The organism is Naasia aerilata (assembly GCF_030296595.1).
In the GTDB taxonomy this organism is placed as follows: Bacteria; Actinomycetota; Actinomycetes; order Actinomycetales; family Microbacteriaceae; genus Naasia; species Naasia aerilata.
The window spans coordinates 744,686-757,097 of the sequence record NZ_AP027731.1; the positions used below are offsets into that span (position 1 = coordinate 744,686).

General features: G+C 73.7%; 10 protein-coding genes, 2 pseudogenes and 1 riboswitch. All 12 genes and pseudogenes read right to left on the reverse strand.

The window, feature by feature from the left end:
• A riboswitch (ZMP/ZTP riboswitch) is annotated at positions 1-101 on the reverse strand.
• Between the two features lie 47 nt (positions 102-148).
• Entirely contained in the window at positions 149-1,153 is a 1,005-nt protein-coding gene (locus QUE51_RS04055; RefSeq protein WP_286279250.1) for a transglutaminase-like domain-containing protein, read from the reverse strand.
• 84 nt (positions 1,154-1,237) lie between these two features.
• A pseudogene (locus QUE51_RS04060) lies at positions 1,238-1,987 on the reverse strand (TgpA N-terminal domain-containing protein); the annotation flags it as partial.
• 375 nt (positions 1,988-2,362) lie between these two features.
• Positions 2,363-3,193 (reverse strand): DUF58 domain-containing protein, encoded by an 831-nt coding sequence (locus tag QUE51_RS04065; RefSeq protein WP_286278329.1) that lies wholly within the window; start codon positions 3,191-3,193, stop codon positions 2,363-2,365.
• 443 nt (positions 3,194-3,636) lie between these two features.
• Positions 3,637-4,602 (reverse strand): AAA family ATPase, encoded by a 966-nt coding sequence (locus tag QUE51_RS04070; RefSeq protein ID WP_286278331.1) that lies wholly within the window; start codon positions 4,600-4,602, stop codon positions 3,637-3,639.
• Positions 4,599-5,108 (reverse strand): hypothetical protein, encoded by a 510-nt coding sequence (locus QUE51_RS04075; RefSeq protein ID WP_286278332.1) that lies wholly within the window; start codon positions 5,106-5,108, stop codon positions 4,599-4,601. The genes QUE51_RS04070 and QUE51_RS04075 overlap by 4 nt, the downstream gene beginning before the upstream one ends.
• A gap of 22 nt (positions 5,109-5,130) precedes the next feature.
• Positions 5,131-6,336, reverse strand: coding sequence for an MFS transporter (locus QUE51_RS04080; protein ID WP_286278333.1), 1,206 nt, complete (start codon positions 6,334-6,336; stop codon positions 5,131-5,133).
• 12 nt (positions 6,337-6,348) lie between these two features.
• Positions 6,349-7,497 (reverse strand): N-acetylglucosamine-6-phosphate deacetylase, encoded by a 1,149-nt coding sequence (gene nagA, locus QUE51_RS04085; protein WP_286278334.1) that lies wholly within the window; start codon positions 7,495-7,497, stop codon positions 6,349-6,351.
• Positions 7,494-8,260 (reverse strand): annotated as a pseudogene (locus QUE51_RS04090) (glucosamine-6-phosphate deaminase). Before QUE51_RS04090 ends, nagA begins: the two are co-directional and overlap by 4 nt.
• A complete protein-coding gene (locus QUE51_RS04095) occupies positions 8,248-9,231 on the reverse strand; it encodes an ROK family protein (protein ID WP_286278335.1) in 984 nt (327 codons plus the stop codon). Before QUE51_RS04095 ends, QUE51_RS04090 begins: the two are co-directional and overlap by 13 nt.
• Positions 9,228-10,613, reverse strand: coding sequence for a beta-N-acetylhexosaminidase (gene nagZ / locus QUE51_RS04100; RefSeq protein WP_286278336.1), 1,386 nt, complete (start codon positions 10,611-10,613; stop codon positions 9,228-9,230). The genes QUE51_RS04095 and nagZ overlap by 4 nt, the downstream gene beginning before the upstream one ends.
• On the reverse strand, positions 10,610-11,455 hold the full coding sequence (locus QUE51_RS04105; RefSeq protein ID WP_286278337.1) for a carbohydrate ABC transporter permease: 846 nt from the start codon (positions 11,453-11,455) through the stop codon (positions 10,610-10,612). Before QUE51_RS04105 ends, nagZ begins: the two co-directional genes overlap by 4 nt.
• Positions 11,452-12,411, reverse strand: coding sequence for a carbohydrate ABC transporter permease (locus QUE51_RS04110; RefSeq protein WP_434017238.1), 960 nt, complete (start codon positions 12,409-12,411; stop codon positions 11,452-11,454). Before QUE51_RS04110 ends, QUE51_RS04105 begins: the two co-directional genes overlap by 4 nt.
• Position 12,412 lies beyond the last annotated feature (1 nt).

Here is a 12,412-nt window from a genome sequence, read left to right on the forward strand (position 1 = left end):
AGTCGTGGCCCAGGCGTACGGCCTCGTCCGTGTCAGTCGTTCCCCGGTGGTGGCCCACCCTGGGGAGCCGAAGCTCCCTCACGCCAGTCGCGACGGGGGACAGCCTACCAATGCGGCCGCGGTTTGCGGAGGCAGGCTGCCTCGCCGGCTAGGACGCGGTCGCGGGTGTCTCCGGACGGCGCAGGCTGAGGGCCCACGTGACCAGCGACTTCGGCAGGAGGGTGGCGCGGAGGCGGGCCCCGCGGCTGCGGCCGGCGCGCATGCGGTGCAGCAGGCCGTGGACGGCTCGCTCGTCCGCGGCGTCACCCGTCGTTCCCGGACGCGCGAACCGCTCTCGCTCGACGACCGCGAGGAGCTTCTGCAGCTGAGCATGCTCCTCCGGGGACGGCGAGAGCACCTCCTCGAGCCGCGCGGCGAGGGCCCGCGGCGTGTCCGCGCCGCTCTGCAGGATCCCGAGGTCGAGGGCGGTGTCGTGCACCTCGTCCCAGGCCGGCCCCGCCCGCGGGACGCGCAGCGCGGCCAGCCGCCGCCTTCGGCGCAGGGCACGGGCGAGCGCGGGCGCGCCGAGCAGCACGAGCACACCGGCGCCCAGGGCCGCTCCGCCGAGCGGAGGTCCGCCCGCCGATCCGCCCGCGGCGGCCGCGGCGTCCTCCTCCGAGCGATCGGACCGGGCGGCCGCCGACGGGGTCGGCGTCGGGGCGCTGGAGGGGTCGGTCCCGCTGGCCTGAGCGTCCTGGCGGTATCGGGGCACGTCGCCGCGGCCCGGCGTGGGCTCGAAGCGGACCCAGCCCGCGCCCTCGAAGTAGAGCTCCGGCCAGGCGTGCAGGTCGTGCGACGTGACCTCGAAGACGCCCGGCTGGTTGATGCGGCGCTCGCCCGGCTGGTAGCCCACCGCGATGCGGGCCGGGATCCCGAGCGTGCGCGCCATGACCGTCATGGCTGAGGCGAAGTGCACGCAGTAGCCGCGCTTGGCGTCGAGGAACGCGGCGATGACGTCCATGCTGTCGCCGTCCCCGTCCGCGCGCTGGGGCGTCTCCTCGTCGTAGGTGAAGTCGCGCCCGCGGAGGTAGTCCTGCAGGGCGACCGCCTTGTCGTAGCCGGTGCCGGCGTCCGCGGTCACGGTCGCCGCGGTGTCGGCGATGATCGACGGCATTCCGGTCGGAAGGCTGAGGTACCGGTCGAATGCGGCGCCGCCTGCGGGAGGCGCCGCCTGCAGCTGCTCGACGGTGGGGTCCGTCTGGAGGCTCGACACCGTGTACTCGTCGACCGGACGCACGGGTCCCACGGCCTGCACCGTGAGGGCATCCGGCTCCCACGCCCAGTCGCCGACCAGTCCGTCGATGGACGTGGCCGGGTAGGGCACGGGCAGCCAGGAGCGCTGCTGGTAGGCGTCGTTGATGACGGTCGAGACCTCCTCGCGCTCGACGTCCTCGCCGAGTCCTTCCGGCGAGGGGAAGGTCAGCACCTGGCGGCTCGACGGGTCGCCCTCGGAGGTGGTGGGTGCCCACTCGTCGCCGCTCAGGTTGTCGATGGTCACGACGCGCAGGTAGACGGGCGTGGACGCCGTCGTCTTGTAGGTGAGCACCGTGACGTCCGCCCCGCGACGCAGCTGCTCGCCCAGGCGGACCAGCGGGTCGGCGCCGGGCGCGAAGACCGGGCGCAGGGTGCCGGCCGAGGCCGGAGCGGGGTTGACGAGGGTCGGCACGAGGGCCTGGAGGACGAGGGCGCCGATGACGGCGGTGGCGCCGAGCGCGGCGGCCGTCGACGCGGGCGGGCGCGTGATGTCGCGCCGGCGATCGACCCAGACGAGCAGCAGGAAGGCTGCAGCCGTCGCGGTCACGCCGCCGAGATCGTCGCCGACGGCCACCGCGCGGGCCGGGACGATCGCCAGCAGGAGCAGCGGCAGCCCGGCGAGCCAGGGCAGGCGCAGCTCTGCGACGAGCGCGTCGACCAGCACGGCGAGCACGCCGATGCCGAAGGCGATGACGAGCTGGAGCCCGGGCGTGGAGGTGGCGGGAGGAGTCGAGGTAGATCTGCCGCATCGCGGCGCGCAGCAGGCCCGAGATGGCGGAGATCGTGTCGTCGGTGGGGAGGATCAGCCAGGTCAGGGTGCCCGGCACCCAGACGAGCGCGACGACCACCGCCGCGGTCACGGTCCCGGCGATGGGCGCGAGGGCGCGGATCCGGCGGACGCGCCGCGTCCCGGCGGACGCGGCCACCGCGAGAGTGGCGACGAGCAGGGACGCCCACCACCAGGCGTCGCCCTGGACGACTATGCGCAGGGAGCCGGCCGCGACCATGGTGGCGAGCAGAGCCGCACCGCTGACGGCGAGGCTCGAGCGGCGGACGGACGGGGACGGCGTCATACCCGCGCCCCTCGCGAGAAGGTCCGCAGCCAGATTTCGGCGACGTCGTCCCGGTACGAGGCCGACGCGGAGCGCCAGCCCGAGAGCCACACCTCGTCCGGCGGCACCCGGTGACCGTCGCCGACGAGAACGACAGACGCTCCGCTCGCGCGCGACTTGAGCGGGGCGAGGGTGCGGAGCTCCTCGTCCGAAGCGGCCCCGAGCACGGCGTAGACGGGAGCCGGGTCGGTCGCGAGCAGTGCCGCGAGACGCGGCAGGTACGCCGTGCTCGCCCCGCGCGCGGTCCGGCGGTCGACGGTCGCGAGGTCGAGCAGCGCCTCGCGCGCGCTCCGGCTCACGTCCAGCAGTCCGCCCGGCGCCGGCACAGTCTCGAGCAGGGATACCCCGACACCGGTGTCCGACAGATGCACGAGGAGCGAGGCGACGTACTCCACGGCCCACTCGAATGCCGGCGTCGAGCTGTAGCTCTCCCGGCGGGTGTCGAGGACGACCAGTGCGCGAGCCTCGTCCTGGCTCTGCTCCTGCCGGACCATCAGCTCGCCGCGGTGGGCGGTGGCCCGCCAGTTGACGTGCCGCAGCGCGTCTCCGGCGCGGTAGTCGCGCGCGATCACGTCGTCGTGTCCGTGCCCGGTCTTCCAGGACGGGACGGCGGCATCGGCGATGCTCGAGCGCCCGGCCACCGATCCGTCGAGCGCGTGGATGCGGGGCAGCACCGTGAGCTCCTCGGGCTCCCCCACGAGTCGCTCGTGCAGCGTCAGGCCGAACGGGTCGCTGCGCTCGACGACGAGGGGGCCGATGGCGACGACGCCCCGCTCGCGGGCCTCCACGGTGTAGCTGACGCGGGCGACCGATGCCGGGTCGCCGCGGGGGCGAGCGACGGCAGGGTCTGGAACGGGGGCCTTCGAAGCCGCGGGGCGTCAGGTCGCGCCACATCTGCGGGGAGCTGCGCAGCCAGGCACGGTTCGCGACCGTGATGTGGGCCGTCACCTGCTCCCCCACCGACACCACGTCCGGGCTGTTGCGCCGCGACGCGGTCAGGGAGGAGACGCGGGCGCGCACGGCGATCGCGGAGGCGAGCACCAGCGCACCGAGGACGAGGCCGACGTAGAGCAGGTCGCGCCATCCGACCGAGAACGCGACGATGACCGAGATCGCGGCGGCCGCGAGCACGCACCAGCCGCGCCGCGTCAGGCGCGGCATGCCGAGCGTCAGGTCGAGGCGCCGGGAGCCCCGTCTCACCGTCGCACCGCTCAGCGCCGACATGGGAGCCTCACGCGCGCGGCACCGGAGTGGTGGCGATGATCGAGCGGACGACCTCGGCCGCCGCCTCCGACTCGGTCCCGCCGGACCGGCCGAGAGCCTGGCGGGTGGGCAGCAGGCGGTGCGCGAGGACGGCGACGGCGAGGCTCGCCAGGTCGTCGGGGAGCACGAAGTCCCTGCCCTCGAGCAGCGCGCGGGCCTTCGCGACGCGGGACAGCTGCAGGGTCGCCCGGGGGCTCGCGCCCAGCCGGAGGTCGGGGTGCCCGCGCGTCGCCGTGACGAGGGCCAGCAGGTACTGCTCCACGGACGGCGACATGTAGATGGCGCGCGCGGCGGCGATCATCGCCTCGAGCTCCTCGAGGGACACCACGGGGCGCACGTCGTCGAGCGGGCTGCGCGCCTCCCGCGAGCGCAGCATCGTGAGCTCGGCGGCGGCGTCCGGGTAGCCCATCGACACGGACGCCGTGAAGCGGTCGCGCTGGGCCTCGGGCAGCGCGTAGGTCCCGTCCATCTCGACGGGGTTCTGGGTCGCCACCACCATGAACGGCCGGGGCAGCCGCCAGCTGCGACCGTCGACGGTGACCTGCCCCTCCTCCATGCACTCGAGCAGAGCGGACTGCGTCTTCGGCGAGGCGCGGTTGATCTCGTCGCCGATGACGAGGTTCGCGAAGACCGACCCCGGCTTGAACTCGAACTGCCCGGACGCCTGGTCGTAGACGCTCACGCCGGTGACGTCGGAGGGCAGCAGGTCGGGGGTGAACTGGATGCGGCTGACGCTGCCGCCCACCGAGCGGGCGAGGGCCTTCGCGAGCATGGTCTTGCCGACGCCGGGCACGTCCTCGATGAGGAGGTGGCCCTCCGCGATGAGCACGGTGAGCGCAATGGCGCTGACCTCCGGCTTGCCGTCGATCACGGTCTCCACGGAGCGGAGCACGCGGGCGGCGGCCTCCCGGACGTCGACGTCTACTGCGGTCATCGTGTGCCTCTCTGGGAGCGGGTCACCTGCAGGAAGAGGGTGGCGACGGCGCTGGCCACGCCGAGCACCACGAGGTACGGAGCGACCGTCACCACGAGCTGGGTGGCGAGAACCTGCTCGACGGTGCGGCCGTCTGCGAAGCGCAGGGATCCGTCGGTCGTCGACACCGACCAGTCGGCGCCGTACCCAGTCGGGCCGAAGGCGAAGTAGAGGAACAGGCCGAGCACGACGAGTGCGGCGCTCGTGATCCACAGCACGCCGACGCCGAGCCACGGCTTGGCGGCCGGGGGCACGGCTTCCGCGGGCGCGGCGAGGTTCCTCGCGCCGAGCTCCGAGCCGATGTCGTCGGTGCCGAGCGCGTCCGGGACCTCGACGGGCACGGCGGAGCGGACCTCGGATCGTCGCTGGGTCGACGCTGCGCCTCCGGCGTACCCACGCTGGTACATCGGGTCGTAACGCGGATCGAGCGAGGACGAGGTGCGGTCGGCTGGCGGTACCGTTGCCATGCTTCCTCACTGGGTTGGGTGGCTACACGATAACCGACCCTGCTGACCCTTTCCTCCGGCTCTTTCCGGCAATCAGCGCCACGAGAACGAGCGCGACGCCCATCACGGCCGCCCCGACCCAGGGCAGGACCTCGACGCCCCCGAGCGGGAGCAGGGCCGCCCCCACCAGCGCGCCCCCGCCGATGCCGATGTTGAAGGCCGTCGTCATCCACGCCGACGCCTGGTCGCGGATCCGGATGGACGCGAGCGACATGTTTCGCGTCTGCAGGAGCGGGGGCACGACGCCGAAGGATGCGCCCCAGGCGACGACGGCCACGACGACGACTCCCGGGGCGCGGGGAGCCGCCGCCAGGACGAGCACGCACACGATCGCGACTCCGATGGAGACGAGCATCGCACCCGTCGGATAACGGGAGCCGACGATGCCGGCGATGAGCAGACCGACCGCTCCGGCGCCGCCGTAGAGGAAGAGGATGGGCCCCACCGCCCCCGGGTCGAAACCGGCCGTCCCCGTGAGGTACGGCGCGATGTAGGTGTAGAAGATGTTCTGCCCGACGATGAGCACGACGATGACGAGGCAGACCGCGAGGACCCCGGGCAGGGTCGGATCCCGGCGGGCGGGGAGCGGGATCTCGCCCGTCGTGACCGGCACCGAGTGGTCGACGGCGGGCAGATAGGCGAGCACGAGCACGGCGAGCACCACCATGGCGGCGGCGATCATCAGGAACGCCGGGCGCCAGCCGGCCCCGTGGCCGAGCAGCGTGCCGACGGGGACGCCCAGCACGAAGGCGGCGGATCCTCCTGCGCCCGTGATGGCGATCGCCCGGGCGAGCTGCGCCTTCGGCACGAGGTGCGCCGCGTAGGAGCCGACGACCGCCCAGAAGAGGCCGTGGGCGAGGCCGCCGAGGACGCGGGCGCCGACGAGCACCTCGTAGTTGGGTGCCGCGGCGGCGAGCACCGTGGCGAGCGCGTTGACGAGAAGGACGCCGAAGACGAGGCCTTTGCGCGAGACGGTGCGGGTGAGGAACGCGAGCGGGGCGGCCGCGACCACGACCGTCGCGGCGAAGACGGTGACGAGGAGGCCGGTCTGGCCGACGCTGACCTCGAGATCTCGCGCCATGTCCGGCAGCAGCCCGGTGGGCAGGAACTCGCCGGTCACCGACACGAAGATCGCGCCGGCAAGGGTGAGGAGCCCGATCAGGGGGAAGCGCGGCGCGGGATCCTCCATGTCCCTTCCATCCTAGGTTCGGCTGCGGGCTCCACCTGCCGGGAGGACGCGCACCACCCGCCAGTCCTGGTCGAGGAGCACGAGGTCGGCCGGCATGCCCGGGGCCAGGCGGCCCCGCCGCCCGGCGAGCCCGAGGGCCGCCGCCGGAGCCGTCGTCAGCGCGCCGACCGCGGCGGCCGGGTCGAGCCCGGCCGCGATCGCCCGGCGCAGTGCCGCGTCCTGGGTGAGGGTCGAGCCGGCGAGCGTCGTGGTGCCGCGGAGGACCGCCGTGCCCTCCTGCACGGTGACCTCGCGTCCGCCCAGGAGGTACTCGCCGTCGCCCGCCGCCGCGGCCGCCATGGCGTCCGTGATGAGTGCGACGCGGCCGGGCGCGGCGGCGAAAAGGAGGCGGGCCAGCGCGTCGTGCACGTGCCGGCCGTCGAGGATGAGCTCGAGCGTCACGCGAGGGTCGTCGATGGCCGCCGCGACCGGTCCCGGTGCCCGATGGCCGAGCCCCGGCATCGCGTTGAAGGTGTGGGTGAGGACTCGCGCCCCGGCGTCGAACGCGGCACGGGTCCGCTCGTAGTCCGCCTGGGTGTGGCCGACCGCGACCAGGACCCCCGCCGCCGCCAGCCGGGCGATGGCCTCCATCGCGTCCGGAAGCTCGGGCGCGATGGTCACCATCCGCAGCACCCCGGCCCCCGCCTCGAGGAGCCGGTCGATCGACGCCGGGTCGGGGACGGCGAGGAGGTCCTCCGCATGCGCGCCGCGGCGCTCCCGCGACAGGAAGGGCCCCTCGAGGTGGACCCCCAGGATGCCGGGCTCATCCCTCGACATCTCCCTCAGCGCGCCCAGACGCGCGGCGAGCTCGTCGACCGGCGCCGCGACGAGGCTGAGGAGGGTGGCCGCCGTGCCGTGCGCGCGATGCGAGGCGAAGCCGGCGAGCGCGTCGCCCGTGTCGTACGAGTGCCCGCCCCCGCCGTGCGCGTGGAGGTCGAGGAAGCCGGGGACCAGGCTCAGGCCCGTCGCGTCGATCCGCTCGCACCCCGGGGGCAGCTCGGGCTCCGCACCGGCCGGCCCGATCGCGGCGATCACGCCGCCGTCAGCGAGCAGCCAGACGTTGGGGCGCACGCCATCGGCGTCCACCGCGGTCGCTCCGGCGAGGAGGACGGTCCCCGTCACAGCTCCTGCCACGCCGGCTTGTGCGCGTACACGTAGCGGTAGTAGTCCGCGTTCGCGAGCTGCGCCCCCGCCTCCTCGTCCACGAGCACGGTGACCGACGGGTGCAGCTGGATGGCCGAGCCCGGCACGCTCGCGGTGACGGGCCCCTCGAGCGCGGCGGCGACCGCCGCGGCCTTGGCGCTGCCGAAGGCGAGCAGGAGCAGCCGCCGGGCGCGGAGGATCGTGCCGAGTCCCTGGGTGATGCAGTGGATGGGCACGTCGTCGACCGAGTCGAAGAAGCGCGCGTTGTCACGCCGGGTCTGCTCGGTCAGCGTCTTGACGCGCGTCAGCGAGGCGAGCGAGGACCCCGGCTCGTTGAACCCGATGTGCCCATCGGTGCCGAGGCCGAGGAGCTGGAGGTCCACTCCCCGGCCTCGCGGAGCGCGTCCTCATAGGCCTCGCTCGCGTGCTCGATCGGCCCTTCGCCGGGGACGTGCACGCGGGCCGGGTCCAGCCCGAGCGGGACGGTCACCTCGCGCTCGATGACGGAGTGGTAGCTCTCCGGGTGGTCGAGGGGCAGGCCCACGTACTCGTCGAGCGCGAAGGCCTGCACGCGCGAGAGGTCCAGGCCGCGAGTGGCGAGGGCCCGGTAGACCGGCAGAGGCGTGGATCCGGTGGCCACACCGAGCACGGCGTCCGGCCGCCGCCGCACGAGACCCGCGATCAGATCCGCGGCGAGCTCCCCCGCCGCCGAGGCGTCCGCAACGAGGATCACCTCGGCCAACGGTGCCCCGTCCCGTCCGCGGCGCCGACCAGCGCCGCGCCCACCGCGGCCGCGGGGAAGCCCGGCGGCACGAGCTCCACCCGCCCGGACAGATCCAGCGAGGCGAGGAACGGCGACGAGGAGGCCCACCGGTCCAGCGCGGAGCGGACGCCGCCGAGCAGCGGCGTGCCGAGCGAGCTGATGCCGCCCCCGATGACCACCAGGTCCACGTCCACCGTGAGCACCAGGATGCGCACCGCCGACGCGACGTTGACGAGGAGCCGCTCCCACACCTCGACCGCCGACTCGTCGCCCGCGAGCGCCGCCTCGAAGAGAGCCTGCGCGGGCCGGGGATGATCGGTGGGCCACTGGCGCGTCACGGCGGACCCGGAGGCCAGCGTCTCCAGGCAACCCCGCTGGCCGCAGGGGCAGAGCGGACCGGACGGGTCGACCGGGATGTGGCCGATCTCACCCGCATTGCCCCGGGAGCCCCGCCACAGCTCGCCCCCCAGGACGAGGCCTGCGGCGAGGCCCGTCCCGAGGTTGAGGTAGGCCATCGAGTGGCTCTGCCGGGCGCCCGCGAGCAGGTGGTAGGCGCCCAGTGCGGCCGCGTTGACGTCGTTCTCGACGTGCGCGGACACGCCGAGCCGGGCCGTCAGCTCCGCCCCGAGCTCGAGCCCCTCGAGTCCGAGGTTGACCGCGTGCGTGACCCGGCCGGTGCCGCTGTCCACGGAGCCCGGGATGCCGACGCCGAGGGAGGAGAAGTCGCGAGGGTCGACGCTGAGCTGGGACGCGAGGCCGCTGACGGCTTCGACCGTCGAGGCCAGCACGGCGTCCGCGCCGAACCCGGTCGGCAGCCGCAGCTGCCCGAGGACCTCGCCGCCGCCGTCGACGGCCACCGCATCCGTCTTGGTGCCTCCGACGTCGACCCCGACGCGAAGTGCCGAGGTGCCGGTGGAGAGCGAGCCGTCGAGTCGGAGTTCAGCCGTCATCGGGCCGTCCCTTCCAACCAGGCGAGCAGGGCCTGTCCGGCGAGCCGGGAGGCGCCGAACGTTGCCACTTCAGCGTACCGGCGGTCCTCGCCGGGCCACCCCATGTCGACGACCAGCGCCCCCGGATGCGCACGCCGGACCGCGTCGGCGTAGTCGCGGATCCAGGCGTGCCGGTGGTTGTCCTTGCCGATCAGGATCGGCTGCGCGCCCGCCGGCACGTCGGGGCGGGACTCGGCCGTGGCGTGCAGGACCTGCGCACCGGCCGCGGCCGGCCCCCAGGGGGACGTCCCGACGGCGATGTTCGGCACCGTCTCCAGAGCGATGAGAACCCGGTTCCGCTCGACGCGCACCCCGGGCCGCACGTCGAAGGCACCGACGATGCGCTCGAGCGGCACGCCCTCGCCGGCGAAGGACGGTCGCGGCGCCCGGGAGAGCCGCTCCGCAAGGGCGCGCACGCGGGCGCCCGCGTCGGCGCGACGTGCGGCTGGGGCGTCCGCGAGCGCCTCCTCGAGCTCGGCCAGCTCGCGGTCGTCGTTGTCCGTGCCGAGGCAGAGCAGATCGCAGCCGGCGGCAATCGCCCGGACGGCGGCGGACGCCATTCCGGTCGTGCCGCTCGCGCCCGCCATGTCGAGTGCGTCCGACACGATCACGCCGTCGAAGCCGAGCTCGCCGCGGAGCAGGCCGCCGAGGATCGCCGGCGAGAACGTCGCGGGGGCGGCAGGATCCACCTGGGGCAGCAGGATGTGCGACGTCATGACGACCTCGACGCCCGCGGCGACGGCCGCCGCGAACGGGGGCAGCTCCCGCTCGCGCAGGACGGCGAGCGGCACGTCCACCACCGGAAGCGCGAGGTGCGAGTCCTGCGCCGTGTCGCCGTGGCCGGGGAAGTGCTTGGCGGTCGCGGCGACTCCCGCGGACTGCAGTCCCCGGACCCACGCCGCGCTGTGCCGCGCTGCCAGGCCCGGCTGGGCCCCGAAGCTGCGCACGCCGATGACGGGATTGAGCGGCGTCGAGTTGACGTCGACGTCGGGCGCGAAGTCGAGGTCGACGCCGACTCGAGCGAGCTCCGAGCCGACCTGACGGGCGACGTCCTCGGTCAGCGCGAGGTCGTCGATCCGGCCGAGCAGCGCGTTCCCCGGGTAGGGCGACCCGGTCGCCGCGTGCAGCCGCGTCACGTCTCCGCCCTCCTCGTCGATGGCGATCAGCGCGAGCGGGTTGTGCTCGCGGATGTCGGCGGTCAGCCGGCGCAGCTGGTCGGCCGAGGTGATGTTGGGACCGAAGAGGCACACGCCTGCGAGTCCTGCATCCAGCCGCGCCGCGAGCCACCGCGGCAGCGTTGTGCCGCGGAACCCCGGCAGGAGGACGCCTGCCGGCCCGGTCATCCCTTGACCGCCCCGCCCACCAGGCCGCTCGTCATGCGCCCCTGGACGATCAGGAAGAACACGATGACGGGCACGGCGACGAGCGTCGACGCCGCCATCACCTGACCCCAGTCGGTGGCGCGACTCGCGCTCGCCTGGACGAAGCCGCGCAGCCACAGCGGGAGTGTGCGGCTGCTGTCGTCCTGGAGGACGACGAGCGCGACCGTGAACTCGTTCCACGACTGCAGGAACGCGTAGACCCCCGCTGCGACGAGGCCGGGTGCGAGGAGCGGGAAGGTGATGCGGAGGAACGCCTGCGTGCGGCTCAGCCCGTCCACCATCGCCGCCTCCTCCAGGTCGACCGGGATGCCGGCGACGAAGCCGCGCAGCATCCAGACCGTGAAGGGCACGATCGCGGCGATGTAGAGGACGCTGAGTCCGAGAACGGTGTTGAGCAGGCCGACGGACGACATGAGCTTGTACTGGGCGATGAAGAGGCCCTCCGCGGGAAGCATCTGCACGAACAGCACCGCGAGCACGAACGACTTGCGGCCGCGGAAGCGGAAGCGGCTGATTGCGAGTGCCGCCAGGAAGGCGAAGAAGAGGGAGCAGGCCACGACGACGAGCGCGACGAGCACGCTCATGCCGAGGGCGGGAAGAAAGGTGCCGCCGCTCACGACCGCCGTGAAGTTGCTCCACGAGCCCCCGAACGGCAGGAAGGTGGGCGAGGACGACTGGAGGACCGCGTCCGGCAGGAGGGACGAGTTCACCATCCAGTAGACCGGGAACGCCCAGATCAGGGCGACGACGATCCCGGCGATTCCCGCGCCGATGCGGCCGGGGCGGCGCGATCCGGTCCTCATGACTCGTCCTCCTTGAGCATCCCGCGGACGTAGAAGGCGCTCAGCGCCACGGTGAGCACGAGCACGAAGATGGAGACCGCCGACGCCGTCCCGAAGTCGCTCGAGCCGGTGCCCAGCTGGTAGATGTACGTGCCGAGCAGGTTGGTCTCGCTCGCGATCGACCCGGCGTCCTGCAGGAGCTTGATCTGGGTGAAGACCCGGAGATCCCAGATGATCTGGAGCAGCAGCACGATCGCGAGGACCGGCCGGATGATGGGCACCACGATGCCCCAGAAGCGCTGGGCCGGCGAGGCGCCGTCCATCTGAGCGGCCTCGAGGACCTCCTCGGAGACCTGCGTCAGGCCCGCGTAGACGGAGAACGCGACGAAGGGCACGCTCATCCAGACCACGATGATCGCGGCGACCGCGAAGAACGACAGGGGCTCCTGCAGCCAGTTGTGGCCCCGGAAGTCGAGGCCTGCGGCGGTGAGAAGCCAGTTCACGACCCCGCGGCGCCAGTCGAAGAGCCAGCGCCACACCGTCATCGAGGCGACGACCGGCATCGCCCAGGCGAGCAGCAGCGAGATCTGCAGCACGATTCGCACGGCGGTGGGCAGCACCCGCATGAGGAGGGCCACCCCCACGCCGACCGCCATGGTGGCGCCGGCCGCGACCAGGCAGAAGGCGATGCTGCGGAGGACCACGGTCCAGAGGTAGGGGTCCGTCACGAGGCGCGCGTAGTTGTCGAGGCCGACGAAGGGTGCGGGCTGGCCGAACTGCTGGGCGAGGCCGAACTCCTGCAGGGAGGAGATCACCTGCCAGACGAGCGGGTAGCCCATCGCCGCGACGAGCACCGCCACGGCGGGCAGGAGGAGCAGGTAGGGCGCCGGGCGGCGGCGCCTGCTGGCCGGACGGGAGCTCCGGCCCGCTGCGGCCGAGGCCATGGCCGCCACACCGGCGGACGGGGTCGAGGACATG